18 protein-coding genes are annotated in these 20,883 nt (G+C 40.8%); 9 read left to right on the top strand and 9 right to left on the bottom strand.

Going from position 1 to position 20,883, the window contains the following annotated elements; genetic code table 11:
* The first annotated feature begins 327 nt into the window (after positions 1-327).
* Positions 328-651 carry a hypothetical protein gene (locus tag G4P69_RS30735; RefSeq protein ID WP_208340180.1) on the top strand — a complete coding sequence of 108 codons (324 nt, stop codon included), beginning with the start codon at positions 328-330 and terminating at the stop codon, positions 649-651.
* Positions 652-763: 112 nt separating this feature from the next.
* On the opposite strand, the gene G4P69_RS30730 is transcribed toward G4P69_RS30735, so the two are convergent.
* From G4P69_RS30730 to G4P69_RS30715, 4 genes are all read right to left on the bottom strand, one after another.
* The gene (locus G4P69_RS30730) at positions 764-2,026 is read right to left on the bottom strand and encodes an MFS transporter (protein WP_208340179.1); all 1,263 of its coding nucleotides are present in this window, start codon (positions 2,024-2,026) and stop codon (positions 764-766) included.
* A gap of 172 nt (positions 2,027-2,198) precedes the next feature.
* On the bottom strand, positions 2,199-3,707 hold the full coding sequence (locus tag G4P69_RS30725) for a thymidylate synthase (RefSeq protein ID WP_208340178.1): 1,509 nt from the start codon (positions 3,705-3,707) through the stop codon (positions 2,199-2,201).
* Positions 3,704-3,922, bottom strand: coding sequence for a hypothetical protein (locus G4P69_RS30720; RefSeq protein WP_208340177.1), 219 nt, complete (start codon positions 3,920-3,922; stop codon positions 3,704-3,706). The genes G4P69_RS30725 and G4P69_RS30720 overlap by 4 nt, the downstream gene beginning before the upstream one ends.
* Before the next feature lie 342 nt (positions 3,923-4,264).
* A complete protein-coding gene (locus G4P69_RS30715) occupies positions 4,265-5,716 on the bottom strand; it encodes an amino acid permease (protein WP_208340176.1) in 1,452 nt (483 codons plus the stop codon).
* 504 nt (positions 5,717-6,220) lie between these two features.
* Between G4P69_RS30715 and G4P69_RS30710 the strand changes: the two genes are divergently transcribed.
* The gene (locus tag G4P69_RS30710; RefSeq protein ID WP_208340175.1) at positions 6,221-6,493 is read left to right on the top strand and encodes a hypothetical protein; all 273 of its coding nucleotides are present in this window, start codon (positions 6,221-6,223) and stop codon (positions 6,491-6,493) included.
* Positions 6,494-6,955: 462 nt separating this feature from the next.
* On the opposite strand, the gene murG is transcribed toward G4P69_RS30710, so the two are convergent.
* Positions 6,956-8,029 carry an undecaprenyldiphospho-muramoylpentapeptide beta-N-acetylglucosaminyltransferase gene (gene murG, locus G4P69_RS30705; protein WP_208340184.1) on the bottom strand — a complete coding sequence of 358 codons (1,074 nt, stop codon included), beginning with the start codon at positions 8,027-8,029 and terminating at the stop codon, positions 6,956-6,958.
* Positions 8,030-8,212: 183 nt separating this feature from the next.
* Here murG and G4P69_RS30700 point away from each other — a divergent pair, with 183 nt between their 5' ends.
* From G4P69_RS30700 to G4P69_RS30685, 4 genes are all read left to right on the top strand, one after another.
* Positions 8,213-9,010, top strand: a complete 798-nt coding sequence (locus G4P69_RS30700) for a nuclear transport factor 2 family protein (protein ID WP_208340174.1) — start codon at positions 8,213-8,215, stop codon at positions 9,008-9,010.
* Positions 9,011-9,244: 234 nt separating this feature from the next.
* On the top strand, positions 9,245-10,012 hold the full coding sequence (locus tag G4P69_RS30695) for an SDR family oxidoreductase (protein ID WP_208340173.1): 768 nt from the start codon (positions 9,245-9,247) through the stop codon (positions 10,010-10,012).
* Positions 10,013-10,076: 64 nt separating this feature from the next.
* Positions 10,077-10,721: a nucleotide exchange factor GrpE gene (gene grpE / locus G4P69_RS30690; RefSeq protein WP_243902232.1), complete on the top strand. Its 645-nt coding sequence runs from the start codon at positions 10,077-10,079 to the stop codon at positions 10,719-10,721.
* A 382-nt stretch (positions 10,722-11,103) separates the two neighbouring features.
* Positions 11,104-11,436 (top strand): STAS domain-containing protein, encoded by a 333-nt coding sequence (locus tag G4P69_RS30685; protein ID WP_208340171.1) that lies wholly within the window; start codon positions 11,104-11,106, stop codon positions 11,434-11,436.
* Here the strand turns inward: G4P69_RS30685 and G4P69_RS30680 are convergent.
* From G4P69_RS30680 to G4P69_RS30670, 3 genes are all read right to left on the bottom strand, one after another.
* A complete protein-coding gene (locus tag G4P69_RS30680; protein ID WP_208340170.1) occupies positions 11,433-12,578 on the bottom strand; it encodes a PP2C family protein-serine/threonine phosphatase in 1,146 nt (381 codons plus the stop codon). The genes G4P69_RS30685 and G4P69_RS30680 overlap by 4 nt on opposite strands.
* Positions 12,579-12,681: 103 nt before the next feature.
* A complete protein-coding gene (locus G4P69_RS30675) occupies positions 12,682-13,446 on the bottom strand; it encodes a DUF1350 family protein (protein ID WP_208340169.1) in 765 nt (254 codons plus the stop codon).
* 301 nt (positions 13,447-13,747) lie between these two features.
* Entirely contained in the window at positions 13,748-14,464 is a 717-nt protein-coding gene (locus G4P69_RS30670; RefSeq protein ID WP_208340168.1) for a hypothetical protein, read from the bottom strand.
* Between the two features lie 655 nt (positions 14,465-15,119).
* Here G4P69_RS30670 and G4P69_RS30665 point away from each other — a divergent pair.
* Together G4P69_RS30665 and egtD are read left to right on the top strand one after the other, a co-directional pair.
* Complete coding sequence (locus G4P69_RS30665; protein WP_208353396.1) at positions 15,120-17,345, top strand: phosphoketolase family protein; 2,226 nt, start codon at positions 15,120-15,122, stop codon at positions 17,343-17,345.
* 342 nt (positions 17,346-17,687) lie between these two features.
* Positions 17,688-18,662, top strand: coding sequence for an L-histidine N(alpha)-methyltransferase (gene egtD / locus G4P69_RS30660; RefSeq protein ID WP_208340166.1), 975 nt, complete (start codon positions 17,688-17,690; stop codon positions 18,660-18,662).
* A 271-nt stretch (positions 18,663-18,933) separates the two neighbouring features.
* Here the strand turns inward: egtD and G4P69_RS30655 are convergent, their stop codons facing one another.
* A complete protein-coding gene (locus tag G4P69_RS30655) occupies positions 18,934-19,095 on the bottom strand; it encodes a hypothetical protein (RefSeq protein WP_208340165.1) in 162 nt (53 codons plus the stop codon).
* A gap of 806 nt (positions 19,096-19,901) precedes the next feature.
* Here G4P69_RS30655 and ovoA point away from each other — a divergent pair.
* Positions 19,902-20,883, top strand: a 982-nt coding sequence (gene ovoA / locus G4P69_RS30650) for a 5-histidylcysteine sulfoxide synthase (RefSeq protein ID WP_208353391.1), incomplete at its 3' end; no start/stop codon positions are given.

Genomic DNA, 20,883 nt, shown 5'->3' with positions numbered 1-20,883 from the left:
AAAGAAGATTCTAAATACTTACTGTGACCTAACAGGCAGAACTCAGGTTGATGTGTTCCGAGAGTTTGTTCGTACCCTTGAGAATAAAATACAAAAACTAGAGGCATCGAACCTCTAGTTTTTGTGCGCTATCCATCCCCACCCTACTACGTAGAGGGTGGGGAATTCCGCGAATATGTTAAAAACAGAGCGATCGGCTAACAGCCTCATGCAGGTCACGCTCTCTAGTCTTGCCAATAACTTTAGAGGGAATGCCCCTCACTCTATCACCATTATGTACTTATTTTCTACTGTATCCTTTACAAACCCCGTGAACGGTTACCTAAGATGGCAAATTATCCTGGAGTTTTTAAGACGGCTCTTGGGGAAGTTGCTATTAAGAAAAATCCTCTCACGCCCTATACTGTCATATTCCCAAACCATAAAATAACACGCCAAGTATCCATAAACTCTTGTGGATATGCTGTATTAAAGAATAAAAATATCTCCATCTTAAATCTCCCACTGCCACTGGCGGAAGGGCAGATTTTAATTATGCTAGTCTTCCTGTGGCGCAGCCTTTATCGTGTGCGAAGGGAGTATTGTATTTTGCAGAAAAGTTTGACACGAAGAAGGCGATCGCCAACTTCCGCTCTTGACCTGGCGCGATAGGCTTTGCGTCAAGCAAGAGTGCTGATCGTACCGTGTTATCTTTGCTCTGGCGAAGCGCCCCAATAGGAGCGATTGTTACGCTCTTGTCTGTACACGCGATCGCTCCTATTTTTTAATACCTAATCATCCGTGCTAACACAAACATTACCAATGATGCAGCCACAGCACCCACAACGATGCTCAACATCCCAGCGTCGAAACTACCAGTAGTCGCAATGAGGGATCCAGGGATCAGTGAGCCACCGACGCCACCAAACAGCACAGCAATCCCATTGTACAGCCCAGTGCCAGCCCCAACTTGGTTGGCAGGCAACAGGTGTTGAACAATGGCGTATTCTTGGGCAGCGTATGCGCTTTTCGAGAATATAGCGAGCGCAAAGAATAATACTAACAGTTCCAACGTGTCCACCGTCGATGCGATGTATACCATGACACCGGCAATCAAAAAACCCACACTTGCAAGCTGCGTCCGGATCTGAAACTTATCACCAAGGTAAGCCATCAGGACAATGCCTACGATGCCAAGAGCAAAAACTAGCGCGAGTGGCCACCCTAGTCGCTCAAAATCAATCCCTTTGGCGCGGTTGAAGTAGGTCGGTAACCAATTGAGCAGACCAAAGTTACAAAAGGCATCGAGTGTACCGCCAAGGACAGCTAGCCAGAATCGCCACTCGCGCACATAGCCTGCCCTATGGGTTTTTATCACTGCAACATCAGACATCTCACGCCCAGCGTTAATATATGCCAGTTCAGTGTCACTCACGCCGTGGTCGAGGCGCGGCTCATCCTGCACTCCTAACCAAACCAGTGGAACTGATAGGAGTAAACCAGCTACGCCGAGTATGGCAAATGTAGTACGCCAGCCCATGAGTGTGATTAACGGTACGACCATTAGTGGCGCAGTTGCAGATGCAAGCATGATCCCTCCAACCCAAATTGCATTGGCACGCGATCGCTCACCTACTGGAAACCATCGACTGGTGAGCGCACTCAGCATTGGGATGTGAACACCCTCACCAAGCCCTAGAAGCAGGCGCAGCAAAATCAGTGCAGTGAGCGACTGGCCTAGCAGTGCATTGAGAATAGTAAACACTGAGAACGCCGTAATCGCTGCAATGACACTCCGCTTAGGACCGAACCGTTCGGCAAGTGGACTGAGCAGCATGTTTGATAATCCATAAGGCACAAAGAACGCGGCTAACAGCAATTGCCCGTAAGAACCAATCTCGCGATCCGTCCAGCCAAAATCCTGAGCAATACGTGGCAAGGCTAGTGAGAGGTTGTTGCGATCCAGGTAATTGACGAACACTGTAACGGCGAGAACAATTGGAATGCGCCAACGAACTTCCCCGACATGCACTGTAGCAGTTTGCATAGCAAATTCTTGTAAAGGGTGTGGGGTATAGGGACTACCTCTTTTTTTCTCTGTGCGCCCTCCGCGTCCTGTGCTGTGCGGTTTAAATATCTTTTATTTAACCACAGAGGCACACAGAACACAGAGTCAAGCATAAGTTGATGAGATCAGACACCTATAAAGAAGACAGGAATTAAATCTTCAAACGTTTATCTTGCTCATAGATAAACTCTTTGTTCATTCCTAAAGCTATTTCTGCTTTTTGCAACTCTGAACCTAAATAGATTGCGTGTTCTACTTGCAAACCAGGAGAATTCGCTGCTATTTCTCGGTAAAGTTGAGTTGCAGATTTACCTGAGTAACAATTAACAACTTCTCCGGAACCTGGGGTCATATGCTCGACGATAATATTACCATCTTGGACAGTAATAACAAAACTGCCTGCGGGATCAGCATAATCTCGTGATGCACAAATTTTTGAATAATGGGATTGAATTACATTCTCTGCATTTTCCCAGCAGTCATCATAAATATGAGCGCTTTGACTAATAATAATTAATGGGCCTATTTTTAATTGATGGGTTGAGTGTTTGCATATCTCATGCCAAATATGCTGTTGTAAAGCTCTTAATCCCATGGCATTAGCAGGCCATGCTGAAAACATATCATTACTGCGAAATGTTGCTGTTAAAGATAGTTCGTTATCAACTATTCTAACCCAAATATGATTAAGGCAAGGTGGGCTATCGTTCGCATCATGAGTGACATCCCATAAAGACATAACTGCTCTAGCAGAATTTAGATCAGCTAGTAGTTTGTCAATCACCTGCTGAATTTGGTCGCTTCCAAACCATGAACGTAAGCGTTGACCATATGTATATTTCACGCCTTCTTGCTTGGGTAAATCATCTAAAATCTGTGAAATGTACTCTTGGAGAAAATCTCGGTTAATTGGTAAATAATTCGGTTCAGGAAAATAAAAATCAGGTGGCTCATCAGTCACGATCGCCATCAAATCAATTAATTCTTGCCATTGTCCATCATAGCCAGTAGGTCGAATGGTTCCTGTTGTTTTAATTCGATGAATTATTTTTACCCAAGTTTCTGCTATTGTTTTACCCTCTATACGGTGTCCGTAGCGTTGTCCTGGTAAAATAGTAGGTGCAACGGTAGACATGGGATACTCTAAAGGTAGTCCCCAAGGTTCAAGTTTTTGCTTTTGACCATAAAACTTGACTAAGTTAACCGCTTCAGTAATGGATTTAGCTTCCTGACACTCTACAGAAGAACGTAGTTTTTCTAAAGCACTGCGTTCAACTTCAAAATCAATATATCCACGAATAATAGAACGAATTACCCAACAACGTTGCTTGTTATCGCTCAAACCTTCTTCAAAGCCATTACGGAAAAAGTCTAGTAAACAGGTTCCAGCACCGGCGTTTTTGTCTTCTCTGGTAGCGTTTAGTACGACTAGGTAGCGGATATGGGGGTTGAATAGTAAATTGCGTATAAGTAAGTTAATCCCCCTTGAGGGTGAATACAACTGTCCAATAACAGCATAATCTTGAGGGTGGAGGTGTTTGGCGATCGCGCCTTTCACTGTCCACCCTGTAATAATTACCGTTTGCCCTTGACCATAAATCAGTTGGTTGGGTTTGTACAGTGCCTTGTACTGATAAAATTGCGATGAGTTTGCTGTCATTTCGCTCCCGGCAGTAAATGATCCAGTGCATGAGCTAGGTTAACGAGTTCACGCTGTAGGTCTTGCGGGCTAAAGCCGAAAAATTTTAAGATAACGATGACGATAAAAATAGCGATCGCAGTACTCAGAAAAGTCTTCAGCAAACTCAGCAAAGCTCTGAAGACTATCAGCGCCACGACTATTGCAGCAACCAGAATAATTAAGTTAGTCGCCATAGCACTCCCTTCTAAATCACCCTCGATGCATCCCCTGTAAGAGGGATGGGATATTACAGCAGTTTTGATAAAGTTTGGTTGTAAGAAAAATATATAAGTACCGATACACCCACAACTAACCTTAAAAACGACATATCAAAAGATTAACGCACATTGATTGCTTGCAATTAGAGGTAAACACACATTCCCAGGAAAAATAACCATGACTGAGCAAGAACGTCAATTACTCAACAACCTGCTAAACAACTTAGTTGCAACCCCGACAACACACCCCTGATGACTATCAATATGACCAAGATAACGACCCAGGTTTTTACAATGATGACAATAGCTTCTTGTAGCTCATCTTGGCTCTTTATTTAGTAGACTATGGTATTGACCATAGAAAAAATAAATAACTAGTCCTACTCCTAGCCAAACAAGTAAACGCAGCCAAGTTTCTTGAGGTAAACCAAAGACTAAGTAAAGACAAACAAAAATAGCTAGGAGTGGTACCCAAGGAACTAATGGACACCGAAATGGTCTGTATATGTTTGGCTGTCGATAGCGCAGGAATAGGACTCCAGCAGATACTACCGTAAAAGCAAACAGTGTTCCAATGCTGACTAATTCACCTAAAGTAGAGATTGGAGTCAGGCCAGCGAGGAAACTTACAAAGACCCCTAGTATTATAGTCGTGATATGGGGCGTTTTGAACCTGGGATGGATTGTACTAAAGAAGGCAGGTAATAATCCATCCTTAGAGATACTGTAAAGGATGCGTGTTTGTGCATAGCTTAGTACCAGCATGACCGAACTCAGACCACAAATCGCACCAATCTTGACTGCGATCGCGAGCCACTTCAATCCCACCACATTCACCCCGACAGCGATCGGGTCTGCAACATTTAAACTCTTATAAGAGACTATCCCTGTTAACACTGCTGCAACTACAATGTAGAGTGTGGTACAGATGAGCAATGAACCAATAATACCTATGGGCATATCTCGCTGAGGCTGCTTAGCTTCCTGAGCCGCAGTAGAAACTGCATCAAATCCAATATAGGAAAAGAAAACCACACCAGCACCACGCACAATCCCACTAATACCATACTCACCAAATTGTCCAGTATTGGGTGGAATCAAGGGCGTCCAGTTAGCAGAATTAATATGCCACACCCCAAACCCTATAAAAGCAAGAATGACAACTAATTTAACAGCAACAATGATATTGTTAAATCGAGCCGATTCTCGAACCCCAACAACTAACAGCACTGTGACACATAAAATTGCTAAAAATGCTGGTAAATTAAAGACTGCTGTTACTACTGAGTTGTCAGATAACACTACAGAGGTTCCAGGGGCTGCTGTTAAGCTGGGAGGCAGAGTAATACCCAAATCTTTAAGGAAGCTAACTGCATACCCAGACCATCCAACCGCAACAGTTGCTGATCCTAAAGCATACTCTAAGAGTAGATCCCAACCAATAATCCAGGCAACCAGTTCTCCTAGAGTGGCATAAGCGTAAGTGTATGCACTCCCAGCTATTGGGAGTAGAGAAGCAAACTCAGCATAGCAGAGCCCGGCAAATCCACAAGCAATTCCCCCTAGTATAAAGGAAAGTACAATCCCAGGTCCAGCATACTTAGCTGCCGCCGTCCCTGTTAGGACAAAAATTCCTGCTCCAATCGTGGCACCAATTCCTAGTGTGATCAAGTCTATAGGACCGAGGGCACGCTGCATATGGTCGCCTGTAGATGCTTCATTTTGCAGTTGCGATACAGATTTTTTTTCTAAATATTGCGATCTATTCACAAGAGAATTATGACAAAGAAAAGAGCGATTCTGGGCATTAAGAGGTTTGCGGTAACAAACAACTGTTAATTCCCATAATCTAAAGATAGGCTATTTCACTCACCACGCCCAAGCACGCTTCCACAAAACGTCCAAACGAAAATATTCGTTGCTCTGGGCAAACAAGTACACTCACTTTTATCTGAAATATTAGCCTAGGATTTTATCCCTGTTAATATCTCGCAGGGCTTAGTCATAAAATAAAATTGATTTTTAACATCTCTAGCATATAAATAAATGACTACAAATAACTAGATTTGTCGAACGATTAAACTCGAATATTAAAGCCCAATCCCTGCACTTAGTACAAGTATCTTACGCAAGATAGGTGTCGCCATATCTCGTCTATTAACACCGATTATATCACCTACTTAGCAAAAAAAATTTCCAAAAAAAATGTTAAATTTTACAGCCATTGCTAATATAATAACTACAACACAACACTCTCTGACGTGAGGAGTTAATATGAGTAAGTTCGCTAGAACTCTGCTAGTTTCCCTCAGTATTGGTTTAGCAGTTGGTATTCCAGTTGCTACCCTCGCCCCATTGGTTAACGCACAATCCAGTGGTACCTCAAGTGGCACCACAACAACAGATCCGACAGGTGCAGCCAGCACCACTACCCCCGGTGGAACCTCATCAACAACTAAACCCAAAAAGAAGAAGAAAAAGCACACAGGTGGTAGTATGACGTCACCTACATCTACAGCTACACCTACTACTACAACCACACCATAGTCAAAAAAGTTGGTTTGTTGTAAGCCTAATTTGAAAACCTAAGTTTAGGCTTACGCTCTTGGGTATAACTTATCCGATACTTTTAAAACAGTAGTCAATTTGACTACTGTTCAAAAAACCTCTTGTTTACATACAAGAGTTTTTTGTTTGTAACCAGGTTACTCTCACTTAGAGAAATTTTTCTTCCGGTTGATCAACATATTAAAGATAATTAGTATATAAACTAACAAAAAAAACCAGCATGGTACGGTAACCGGCTGGGTATTGTTTTGTGAGTAAATCGTTTATATCATAATACCAGAAAATTGAAGCGAGGGTTGATACCCCCCCTTTTAACAGTTGTCAATTATCAGTTAAGAATAACGCGTTTACAGGAACGCGAAACACCCCACTCACTATACGCCTTGATCACTGATAACTGTTTACTGTTCACTGTTTTAAGGGTATTTAAAATTTTGTTTTTCAACTCTCCATAACTTCGCGCAACAAGTGCGCTAATTTTTCAGCACTATCAACAACAGCGATCGCGCGAGCGTTTTCACCCATTTTGCGCAAATCTTCGGGTGAATGCAGCAAACTCAACACCTTATTTTTTAATAAAACAGCATTGAGATCGGACTGCTGAAACATCAACGCCGCAGTCGCAGAGGTAAAAACCTGTGCATTGTATGTTTGATGATCTTCTGCTGCAAAGGGGTAAGGAATCAAAATCGCAGGCGTTCCACACACCGCTAACTCCGTTAAACTACCAGCACCAGAACGACTAATTGCTAAATTTGCTCTATGTAATAACGCAGCCATATTATCGTAAAATGGCAAACATATATACTGCGGATGCTGCAAAGTATCCATTTCTGGATCTTTGTCACCTGTCAGATGTACAATCCAAGCACCTGCTTCAAACCAAGCTGTAGCAGATTCCCGCACTAGCTTATTAAGAGCAAGTGCACCCTGACTGCCACCAAACACGACAATTAAAGGAACATGATCAGGAATTGGTAAATCCAGCGATGTCACAACCTTCTCGTCTAGAAATTGGGATCTTACTGGAGTACCTGTATAAACTGTTTTAGAACGGTGCAAATATTTTGCCGCTACTTCAAATCCTACTGCTACTGAACTGCACCAGGGACCAAAAAAGCGAGTAACTTTACCGGGTAAAGCGTTGGATTCATGAAGAATGACAGGTAAGCCTAAAGAACGTGCAGCAATCACAGCAGGTGCAGCAATATAACCTCCTGTTGTAAACACTCCCTGGAATTTACCTTGTTTGAGCAGTTTTCTCACATCCATTATCGAACTGATTAGCTTCCCCAAGGTACCTAAAGATGAAAGTCTAAAACCTTTTTGGAACCCTTCAACTGCAATAGTATTCAATGGATACTGCTGGGGAACAAGCTGAGTTTCCAGGCGGTTAGGGACACCAAGCCATTCGATCTGATAATCTGGCAATTTTTTAGCCAGTGCGATCGCCGGAAACAAGTGTCCACCAGTACCACTAGCGGCTATGAGTAATCTTTTGGGAGCTTGTACCATCAAACCCTCTATCGTAATCAGCACCTAGCAGCCCCTTCGGGGAAGTCAAAAGTCAAAAGTCAAAAGTCAAAAGTGTTTTGATTCTGGGCTTTTGGTTTATTCCACCGCAGTGTACTAGCCTTTATTAAGATAAAACAATTTAGCTTTGTTAATCTAGTCGAATTGCCAAGCAATTAATCACCAATGCGTAATCTTATTCAGTACATATCAAAAACCTCTACCAGTCGTTTACTGGTTTTGTTCTTTCTTGCTATTGGTTTAGCTGGTGGATGGAAACAAGCTCAAGCAGTTACCCCCCAAAATCCACCACCACAGCTGCAAAATCTATTGCAACAAATCGATACCGCCGCAACCCAAGGTAATATCAAAGGTGTTTTACAATTCTACAGTCCCAATTTTACACAAGGGGATGGATTAAATCTCCAAACTCTTGAACAAGCTTTAACTTCGCTCCGCAAACGATATCCACAGTTAAAATACACCACCCAGTTGCAATCTTGGCGATCCGAAGGTAACGCTATTATAGCTGATACAGTAACTACAATCACTGGCTTACCTTCCGCCAGCAGCCAAAATCAGACACTAACTTCGACCATAACATCCCGCCAACGTATTGCTGGTGGAAAAATTGTTCATCAAGATATTCAGGCTGAACGCACTCAAATTACCTCTGGTGCAAAACCACCTCATGTAGAAATCAAGTTACCGCAACAAGTAAAAGTTGGTGAGCAGTATAATTTTGATGCGATCCTTCAAGAACCACTAGGTGAGGATTATTTACTAGGAGCAGCCTTAGAAGAACCAGTCCAAGCCAACAGATATCTTAACCCCACACCAGTAAACCTAGAATTACTAACATCAGGCGGGCTTTTTAAAATTGGACATGCACCCGCCACCCCCGGTAGTCAATGGCTTTCTGCCGTAATTATGCGCCCAGAAGGCATGATCATGATAACTCAGCGGTTACAAGTGGTGAAATAGGGATTGGGCATGGGGAATGGGGCATAGGGGTACTAATTCCTGCTCCTGTGCTTCCCTACTCCTCTGCTCCCTGGGAGCATCCCAAATGTGTCAATTTAGTTTATTTTGTAGTGGGGGTATGCTGCCTGCTTTCTCCACAAAGTAGGGAGCTTTCCGGCTCCCACTACGATCTTTTTGCAAAATAGGGATGCTCCCATGCCCTATGCCCCATTCCCCATGCCCCAAAATCCAACAATGACTTCAATCAAAAATCAAATCGTATTATTAACTGGTGCAAGTAGTGGTATTGGCGCTGCTTGTGCTAAAGTGTTGGCCAATGCAGGAGCAAAACTGATTTTAGCTGCACGGCGATTGGAGCGATTGCAAGAGCTTGTCTCAACGTTAGATGAAACTTCTGTAGAGACTCACTTATTACAATTAGATGTGCGCGATCGCTCGGCGGTAGAATCCGCTATCTCCAGCCTCCCTCCTTCTTGGGCTGATATTGATATTCTCATTAACAACGCTGGTCTAAGTCGTGGTTTAGATAAACTTCATGAAGGCAGCATTGAAGATTGGGAAGAAATGATTGATACTAATATAAAGGGTTTACTGTATCTTACCCGGTTTGTAGTCCCTGGAATGGTTAGTCGTGGTCGTGGTCATGTAGTTAATCTAGGTTCCATCGCTGGACACCAAACTTATCCTGGTGGTAACGTCTATTGTGGTACCAAAGCTGCTGTGAAAGCTATTTCTGAAGGGTTGAAACAAGATCTTTTAGGAACTACGGTGCGAGTAACTTCTGTTGATCCTGGTATGGTGGAAACAGAATTTAGTGAGGTGCGGTTTCATGGCGATCGCGATCGTGCTCAAAAGGTTTATCAAGGAGTTACCCCCCTCACACCAGATGATGTTGCTGATGTCATCTTTTTCTGTGTTACCCGACCGTCTCATGTCAATATTAATGAAGTTGTACTTATGCCAGTTGACCAAGCTAGCGCAACTCTGGTTAATAGAAAATAAGCGAGCACGGAGCAGGAATTAGTACCCCTATGCCCCATGCCCTATGCCCTATGCCCCATGCCCCATGAATTTCACCCAAAAGCTGCAAAATTTAATGCATCGGGTTGATATTTCTAGTTTTAAAGCTCTTAGCCGCAGTGCTGGTGTTTCAGAACGACAGCTTCTGCGGTTGCGGAAGTCTGGTGTTGAACAAATGAGGATGGATGTACTCCTAAAGTTGTCACAAGTGCTACAGGTATCGTTAAATGAATTAGTAACAACTTTTTCTGAAGTAGATTTGGTGAGAGAGGAAGGTGTACCTACCCAAGAATTGTTACAACGCATAGCAGATCTAGAAAAAGAATACAACCACTCCCAATCACAACTCTTGCAGCAACGGCATTTATTGCTGCAAGAGTTCCAGCACTCAAGTTTGCAACTGCTGGAATCTTTGTTAGTCCAATTTCCTACCGCCGCTCAGAAGGCGCGAGAAAACTCAAACCTTCCGGCTATCAATATAGTGCCTTTAGTACTCAAACCCTTGGAAAAACTTCTACAACAGTGGGGGGTGGAAGCGATCGCTTCTGTGGGAACTGAATTACCTTACGATCCCCAGTTACACGAACTTATGGAAGGAACGGCACAACCTGGAGAAATTGTCAAAGTACGTTACATTGGATATTCCCAAGGTGGAAAGCTGTTATATAGAGCTAAGGTTAGTCCAATTTAGGTAGGGGCAAATGGCATTAGCTCTAGAAGCGTAAGCCATTTCCTTTCCGTCGGGTAGGTTTAACATAAAGGAGAGGGCTTATAGTACCAGATGTTAAGAAAAAAGAATTATTGGGCATACTCAAAATTAGGAGTGACGAGTTTGTCCTCTTTAGCACATGCCCTTAATCGTAGAGACATTACACTGCTTCACTTTAAGTTCGCTACAGATGATGACACCGCAAACCGATGGTTGATTTTGTAGCTTGATATTTGCCTTATAGTAATATTTGTAACATTTCTACAAGCTTACTTTGATATCTGGCTACGATTTTTAAATTGAATTATGATTGGTAAATAGTAGCCAATTTAAAACCTAATTTACTCAAATGATTATTTGAACTATGGGACATTTAGTAAAAGTTCTTCAACCTAGCGGTAGTTTAGATGCTACTAAATCTCAAGAGTTTCGACAAAATATTACAGAAATTGTAGAAACAGAAAATGATGCAAAAATTGTATTAGTTGATTTTCGCGATGTGACATTTATGGATAGTTCGGGGTTAGGGGCTTTAGTTTTAGCCTTTAAAGCCCTACGAGCAGCAGATATAAAGCTTGTTATTTGCTCAGTTAATGAACAAGTTAGGATATTGTTTGAACTAACTGGTATTGATCAGGTTTTTGAAATCTTTCCTAATCAAGAAGAATTTCACAAATATCTAATATTACAAAGTTAATCGAATTTGAGTTGGATGATTGATAAATCATCGTCGAAAATGTCTTTAGAGTTTAAAGCAATTAGATATTTCAATACTTGATCAAGTTTCGATTGAATAGGCTCATGTAAGTTTATAAGCATTTCAATAAAAGCATCTAATGTCCAAAGAGTTCCATCTGATTGAGTAATTTCGTAAACTCCATCACTGAAAATATACAGGGTGCTGTCTTCACCAACATCACAAAACCCATTCGTATATTTAACCTGTGGAAACATCCCGACTGGTAAGCCAGATGTTTTTAAGCGCTTAACTTCTTTGACAGACATAGATTTACTTGATACTAGTAATGCTGGTGGATGACCACCACTAGCATAAATTAACTGGCGTTTTGGTTTGTTATAAACTCCGTACCAAATAGTAAAGTATTTATCATTTTGATAATTTATTTGAAAAGTTTCATTTAACGCTTCTAACACTTCACTTGGTTGATAGTAATTAAGACCCTTAAGGGCACGCGATCGCAGTAAATTAAGTACAGAAATTGAGGGTAAAGTAGCTCGCAGTCCGTGTCCTGCAGTATCAAGTAAGTAAACTGCTAAATAGTTGGAATCGAGCCAATAGTAATCAAAACAATCGCCACCCAGTTGACGTGAAGGGATGAATCGGAAATCAATGTTGAAGGGTTGCTTCATCACAGGAGGAAGAAGCGATTTTACATACTCTGCTGCTTCTGCCAGTTCTGCCTCTAAAATTTGCTTTTGGGCTTGCAAATCCCGACTGAGTTGATGCAAGCGCAATCCTGCTCTTACTCGTGCTTGCAATTCATTTTTTTCTATAGGTTTAGCGATAAAGTCATCAGCACCAGCATCTAGACCCTTGACACGATCAGCTACTGAGTCTAAAGATGTTAATAAAATAAAGAAAGTGGTAGATAACTTAGGGTTTGCCTTAATATATTTGCAGACTTCCAGTCCGCTCAATCCAGACATCACCCAATCACAAATAATTAATGCTGGATGACAAGCCAATGCCTGCGTGATTCCTTCCTGCCCATTACTGGCAGTGACGACAACATAGCCCTGTCGTTCCAGCATTCTTTTGAGCAGTATCTGTACGGCAGTATCATCATCAATCACTAAAATGTGAAAAGCATTAGTCATTATGTTAGTTGCTGGCTGTAAAAAAGTTACCACTAACCACTATCTACTGTACAAACCGGTTTAACAAGATATAAACTTGCTTTCTCAAGAAAACTTTCTCCTACTACACTCGTACAACAGGATTTAGCCACAAGAGTATAATACGTTTTAGCTCATTTAGCTCTTGGTACACTTGTTGCTTAAACCACTGTCCTAAAGCGTCAAAGGGCGTAAATGATTCTCCTGTCTGCCATTTGATATCTTGACCTAATGGTGTGGTATGAGATCCTGGCAGTGTTTGCACCGTAACCATTTCAGGAAACCGTTTTTGCAGTAGTTTAGTTAAAGTTAAGGATTGGTCAAGAGTATCATTGGTAAATTTTATCAGAAGGTTACGACGAACGGTATATTGCTCCTGCACAAGTTTATTGGTTTGCGATGGTGAGGGAATAAACTCCAACCCGTTCACATTCAATTGTTCCATTAAGGGAATCGCATCTCTTGCTGCGTAGTTGTTAAATGATATTAAGATGTTGCCAGCCCGTTCTACAGGTGAGAGGCTACCAATAAGTAGGTGGAGCTTACACCCCATACTATGTCCCACGCCATAAATGGGAAGATAGCGCTTGTGCAATTGAGAAGAATCGTACAAACGTTCTAAAGCACGTTCAAAGTTTAACTCCACAGTTTTAGCGATCGCAATATGATCTATAGTGTTCACAAAGGGTGTAGCTATAATAACATAGCCTTTATTCGCTAATTGCTCCAGTAACCACCTATACGTAAGGTGAGGTGCGGTAGCTACAAATGCACCCCCTAAGAAGTGGATTATACCAATAGGGTTTCGAGGAACCAGTACCCAGTTACCCGATATCTCTTTCCAGTTCATGCTCACTTTAGTTTAACTTACCTAGTGATCTTAAATCAAATAAAGATGGGCATGGGGCATAGGGCATAGGGCATAGGGCATGGGTTGTGGGAGAAAAAAGTAAATCCTATGTAGTATTGACTCGTTCCCACTCAAGATTTGTGTATACTTTGCACGGGGGGAAACTGAACATTTTGATGAAGCTAAGAGCAAGACTAAACTAAGGTACTAGCCTTGGAAACAAAAGCGCAATCTGTGGCTATGTAGAGGAGTACTCTACCCCACGCCCTATGCCCATTGCCCCATGCCCATTGCCCTTCCCTCAACTATTTTGTAATCTCCTCATCTCGTGCTGGACATCTAAAGCAATTTGCAATGCTTCATTGAGAAATCTTCCATGCTCGGTAGCTTGTTCAGTCATTTGCATTGTTATTAAGGCTGTTAAGTTATTGGCAAATAATTCCGTATTGTTAATAATAAATTTCTTATTTTCTCTCAAAATCCTTTCTGTCATTAAAGCACGAACTAAATCTGCTCTTGTAAGCTTCAGTGCTTCTATAACTTTATTCCTTTCGTTTATACTAACCTCTGGGTTGCCTGCAGATTCAATTTGATCGTTGATATCTATTGCTTTAATAACAGTGTTATATCTATCAACATCTGCTAAGATGATTTTAAGAGAATGGGTTATTTTTGTTTTTAGAATGCGAGTTCGTTTCTTCCACCTTATGAAGAAAAAAATCTGCAGCAATGCTCCAACTACTCCAGATAGTAGTATTAATAATAGCCATGATGACAGTTTTATCGATGTAGCAAAAAGTTGAATCCAAAAATCTAATAGAATATAAATTACGAATAAACCACCAAAACCAATAAAAAATGCAGTAGCACCTTCGGGTCCTTTGAGATTTTCTATAAATTTATTAATCCATTTTTTTAAGGGATTAATAATAATAATTAGTTCATCATTAACTGGCAAATTAGTCAAACTTTGCAGTTCTTTTTGAGTAATTTCCAATCCTTCTAAATCATCACGCACAGAGATATAATCCTCGTGGTTAAAATATTTTTATATTACTATATAAAACTCAAATCTATCACATTCAAATCTGACTGATATTGTTTTTTCGTCACAAAAATTAATTTTAGTCGTCAAGATAATAGAAATCGAGTTTGAGTTTTGAAAAAATTAAGTATTGTAGAAGAGTCAAATTAGGGTGTAAATGTTCCTCCCCCAATATTGCTGTTGTGTTAGATGGAACGTCGTAATACACAGGATCCTGATAAATCGTGCCATACTCTCTGCCCTAACACACCTACTATCTCAAAAATTCAATATACACAAAAAATGTATTTTGTCAATACACAAATGCTGAAGTCGCGTAATATCTTGATTGAGCAGACAATAGACTAGTTTCATAAGGTGTGGTAAGGGCTTTTCTTATTTTTTATAACACGGCCAAATTTTTTTTATAGTTTAGATTTGAACTATTTATAAAGAAGAATACAGGAGTCAGGAGCCAGGAGTCAGAATGAGTTCATGAATTCTGACTCCTGAATACTGTCTCCTGACTCCTATTTATTTTTATGTTGTCAAGGAACAGTAAACTGCTACAACATAAAAGTTGTAAAATTTTTGTTAAATTGAACGAGCATCTATAATTCCCCTAATCCTTAATTATTAGGTACTGAGCATGACAGCTACAACTCCAAAAGCTACTTCAACCACTCCCAATTTTTGCGAAGGAATTCAATATTTTGGGGAAGCATTACCAGGTTTTGAAACCTATGGCAAAACACCTGTAATCGAGTCGGATCAAGTAGCGATCGCAGATCCTACAGATCCGGTGGCAGTTTTTCAAACCTTACTTGCTGCCGATGCTTTACGCTACCTAACATTACAAATTACAGGTAGTAAAGCATCAGGACATCCAGGAGGATTTGCTAGTCAAGCGGAAGCTTATGCAGCTCTAGTCATGCTAGGTTACAAAAACATTATTACTGAAGTGGGACACCATGCCCCTGGATTCTATAGTGCCATGTTTTTGGATCGTTCGCTAGAGGACATGGGAATCTTTACAGTCCAACAGCTACGCGATAGCTTCCGAGAAAAACATGGACTTTTAGGACACCTTAGCGGCTATATTCCTGGCATTCTCGCACCGGCGGGGCCTCTGGGTCAAGGAAAACCACTTGCAACGGCCGCAGGCAAATTACACAAAGACAAGCTTTTCCCCTTCACTATTGGCGACGGAGGATTAGGTGAACCTTATATTATCAGTTCCATAGCACACTTCAACACAGCTTTTCCCACCGTGACCAATTTCTTACCAATTTTGGTTTGGAACGGTTACAGCCAGGAACACCATAGCATGGTTTCTCTTAAAACCAACGAACAGATGATACAGTACTGGCGGGGTAATGGTTTTGAAGAAGTGGTTTTAGTCGATGCTAAGGAATTCGACGACAAAAATCAATCAGGAGATTATGTTGATAGTACAGCTTTTTCGTGGGAGCAACGACTAGCATTTACCAAAGCTGTGTTAACGAATGTGGATCGAGCAGCGCGATCGGCACTGAGTGGTAAGTTAACTGTTTTCATTATTAAACAACTTAAAGGCGCAGGAGTTCACGCACGCGGTGCAAAATCTCACAACCTCTATCCTAAAGATACTTTGGATGCTCCTCATATTGTAAATGCTTTGAGGGAACGGGCTTTATCTCATGAAGCTTGGCAAATAGTGCGGGCAAACTGCGAACGCGCTGGTGGTGCTCCTGCTGCAAAAACAGTTGTAACCGAATTTGAATTACCTTTGCCAGATTTAGGAGAATTACCTTTGGAAGAATACCCAGTAGGTGGAGATCCTAAAGTTTCAACGACGGCGATGGGAAGGTTGGTTGCAAAAGTCGGACAAATGGATCCCAATTTCCTAGTCACCAACGCTGATGGTAACGAAGCATCTGGTATTGCTAATATCAATCAAGCACTCAAGATTATTCACCCGACTACTGACGATTTATATAATCAAGCACCGAACGGACAAGTTTATGAACCTCTCAGCGAAGACGCTTGTGCTGGGTTAGCGGCTGGATTGTCGCTAATGGGTGCTAGAACTTTGTGGTGTTCGTATGAATCTTTTGCAATTAACGGGTTACCTATTTGGCAAACTGTAACCCAAGCAATGGCAGAATTACGGCGTCCTACTCCCTCAACTATTACTTTATTCACTGCTGGGGCGTTAGAGCAAGGGCGGAATGGTTGGACTCACCAACGCCCTGAAATTGAAGCTTATTTTGCGTCAATGATGCGTAATGGCAATGTTTTCCCGTTGTTTCCACCTGATGCTAACAGTATTCAAGTTTGTTACGATTGGGCGCTGACGACTAAGAATAAGGGAATTGTCATCACTGCTAGTAAGTCACCTTTACCTATTCGTACTACTTTTGAACAAACCAGACAAGGGCTGCGCGATGGTGCGGTAGTCTTACATGAAGTGGAATCTAATCAAGGGGGAAGTAAGAAAGTTGTATTTGCTGTAGTTGGCGATATGACTTTAATCCCAGTTTTTGAGGCTGCTGCTTTCTTGGAAACTGAAGGTCTTGGAGTTAAGATTGTTTCTGTGATTAACCCGCGTCGTTTGTATCGTGAGGATGATACTGCATGGGAAACTTGCTCTACACCTGAAGGTGGTTTCTTGAATGATGAGCAATTTGCTGAGTTGTTTGCTGGTGATGCGCTGATTGGTGTAACGGGTGGTGCTGCAGCGATGCTGGAACCTATTATGCTACGGAGTACGGTGAAGCGAGATACTTTCGCTTGGAAGCGTGGCGAAACAACAGCAAGCGCCGGCGACTTGATGGCTTTTAATGGTTTGACTGCGCAAGCTTTGACGAAGCGATCGCTTGAGTTAGTACATTAACAGTTATCAGTTATCAGTTATCAGTTATCAGTTATTGGGTGTTCACTTATGACTGATAGCTGATTATATGGGTGGTATAAACTCGCTACTGAACCTACATAATTTTACGCTTTAACTTAAACATATTATCGTATAAATTTTATTTATACGATAGCAAGGTCTTTGGAATATTTAATAAAAATCAATTTAATAAATCAATATCTTTTTTGTTTTGATCGCCACTAAGTAGATTGATTTATGGATTATATATAGAAATTGATTTTTTCTAGAAAAATAATTATTGTAAGCAGGATTTAATGTAGAATTTATAAATAAAATCAAGAAATCCTGACATTCTTACAAATGGTTAAAACATCGTTCAAATTCCTTACCGAGGATAATCAAGCGGTCAAACGTGAAGGCGCAGATGTGATTCAAGGATTAACTCAAACACCAAAGACGTTACCTCCGAAGTATCTCTATGATGATCGAGGTTCTGAGCTGTTTGAGGAAATTTGTGAGTTGCCCGAATATTATCCAACGCGAACGGAAGCATCGATTTTACGCCAATGTGCAGATGAAATTGCTGAGATAACAGGTAGTTGTGAACTTGTAGAGTTAGGCAGTGGTAGTTCTACAAAGACACGCTTTTTATTAGATGCTTACCAAAGAATCCCAGGTTTCTGTAAATATGTACCGATTGACGTTAGCGGGGGAATTCTCAAATCTAGTGTGCTACAGCTACAGCACGAATATCCTAATTTGTCAATTGAGGGCTTAATAGGAACTTATGAGCAAGCTCTAGCTAAACTAGAATCAATTACCGTGCCATCACGGATGATTTTTTTCTTAGGAAGTTCTATCGGCAATTTTACACCAACAGATTATAACAGATTTTTGACGCAAATTTCCCAAACTCTAAGATCTGGTGATTATTTTCTTCTCGGCGTCGATTTACAAAAACCAAAAGCGATTCTAGAAGCAGCCTATAACGATAAACAAGAAGTAACCGCTGCTTTTAATTTGAATATGCTGTCTCATTTGAATTGGCGTTTTCGAGCGAATTTTGATACTAGCTTATTTAGGCATGAAGCAATTTATAATCAGGCGGATGCTCAAATAGAAATGTATCTTCATTGTCTGAAAAGTCATTGGGTATCGCTGGAAATTCTGGATTTAAATGTTTTCTTTGAAGTTGGAGAAAGCATTCTCACCGAGATTTCTCGAAAGTTTGATTTAGCAGTTCTCGAAAAGCAGCTTGAGTTTCAATCCTTGAAAACACTGAAGGTATGGACAGACCAGAATCAGTGGTTCGGGTTGATTCTTTGCCAAGCTTAAATCTTACTTTCTTTTAGGAAGTTGATTGATTAGGTAAACTTTTAAGAAGGCAGATGTATGCTCGTCTGAGGGTAGAAGGGATCCCTATAAATAAATTTAAGCGATTTAAAACAAGGACGCAGTATTTAAGAGCGCTACGAAGCGAGCGAAATACATATTTTCTTTGTTTTGCATAAATGAATTTAGGGGCACTGGAAGAAAGTACCATCGAGCAGACCATTAAATTTCTTTCCTTCAGCATAGCTGCCATCTGCCCTCTGCCTTTCTTCGGTCAAACATAAATTGGGAGACATAAGGCAAGAGCTTCTGGATGTTGCGATCGCATAAATTCATCCTTTGTCCCCAAGACTACCTGATATCTTGCACCTGGGCTGTCAGCCAGCGATTTAAATCGCTTGTTGATAGCTCCCGTCCTCTCAAGAGGACTGCTCAAGGATTTTAGTCCATTTCAATGGAATGCGCGCTATTAGCCCGGAACTTAAGTTCTGGGCGGGATATCGGGCTGATTCAGCTGGGGTGCAAGATGTCAGCTACCCATCTGTTTCCTGTCCTTCACCACTCACTCTTGGGTTGGAGTTTCCCGCAGCTTTCAATGCGTAAATCCTAAAACAATTAAAAAATTCTTTTTGATTTTCAATTATCATTAGATAAACACCGAGATTTTAACGTACTTTAATGTTGCTCATGATTTAATACACGTTAGCTATCAAAAGCAACAGTACGTGGATGACTGTTCAGTTTTACGAGATTTATATGTTGCAAATACTTTTGAAATTTATGTACTCGCAAGGGGCATAGATTTTATTTTTTGTGGAGGATAAATTTTGTAATGTTTGATGCAAAAGAATTTATTCAATTAGTAAAATTTCCCGAAATACTACTTTAATTCGACTGTTTTTTAGTAGTAAAGAATGCTGATTAATTCTATAAAAATAAGTATAAATATCAAAATTTAAAGTAGAATTTATAAGTCGAATCAAGAAATCCTGACATTGCTACAATGCTGAAAACGTCCTTCAAATTCCTTACCGAGGATTATCAAGCGCTCAATAATGATGGTGAAGATGTAATTCAAGGATTAACTCTAATTCCAAAGATTTTACATCCAAAATATTTTTATAAGGTATGGACAGATCAGAATCAGTGGTTTGGTCTAATTCTTTGCCAAGCCTAAATCTTACTTTCTTTTAGGAAGTCGATTGATTAGGTAAACTTGTGAAACAGAAATTTGGAGACATCATGAATAGTCTAAAGTCTGCTTATCCTCCTAAACTTAATAGTTGCAATAATGAGGCTATTTTCGATTACTTTGAAAATTCTTGGCATTTGGAAGATATTCTTCTGAAAAGCGTATTAGAGAAAGAAACTTTTTATCTCAATCCTGATCCTCTGAGAAATCCTTTGATTTTTTATTTAGGACATTCGGCTGTTTTCTATATCAATAAGTTAATCCGTGTTGGATTGTTAGAAAAACGCCTTAACCCTGAGTATGAAATATTGTTTGAAGTAGGGGTTGATCCAGAAAAACCTGAAGAATTGAATAAGGCGATCGCTCACCTGGAATGGCCAAAAGTTTCCGAAACTTGGGAGTATAGAGAAAAAGCATACTCCACTATTGCTGAACTGATCAAGACAACCCCAATTACTTTGCCAATTCGTCCCGATCATCCCCTATGGGCTTTAATGATGGGGATAGAACACCAGCGTATTCACGTTGAAACTTCTTCAATGTTAATTCGCCAATTGCCTGTGGAAAGATTGAAACGTCCTGAAAACTGGAAATATGCACCTTCTAATGGTTACTTTCCTGAAAATGAGATGATAGAAGTTGCTGGTGGAGTGGTGAAAATAGGGAAAGCTAATAATGATCCGACTTATGGATGGGATATTGATTATGGCGATCGCACTGTTGAGGTTGCGCCTTTTTTCGCCAGTAAATATCTGATCAGCAATGCAGAGTTTCTTGATTTTGTCAAGGATGGTGGTTATAAAAATCAAGAGTATTGGACTCAAGAATCTTGGGATTGGAGAACTCGATACAACATTCAACAACCTAGGTTTTGGTTACACGAAAACGGTAGTTACAAATATAGAGCCATGTTTGACGAAATTGATTTACCATTAGATTACCCTGTCGAAGTCAATCATTATGAAGCAATAGCGTATTGCCGTTGGAAAGGTGATGGTAGTCGCTTAATGAGTGAAGCAGAATATCACTTAG

Origin of the sequence: Aetokthonos hydrillicola CCALA 1050 (assembly GCF_017591665.1) — a bacterium.
Lineage (GTDB): Bacteria > Cyanobacteriota > Cyanobacteriia > Cyanobacteriales > Nostocaceae > Aetokthonos > Aetokthonos hydrillicola.
The sequence above is the reverse complement of the archived record's forward strand: the minus strand, read 5'-3'. Positions and strand labels throughout refer to the sequence as shown.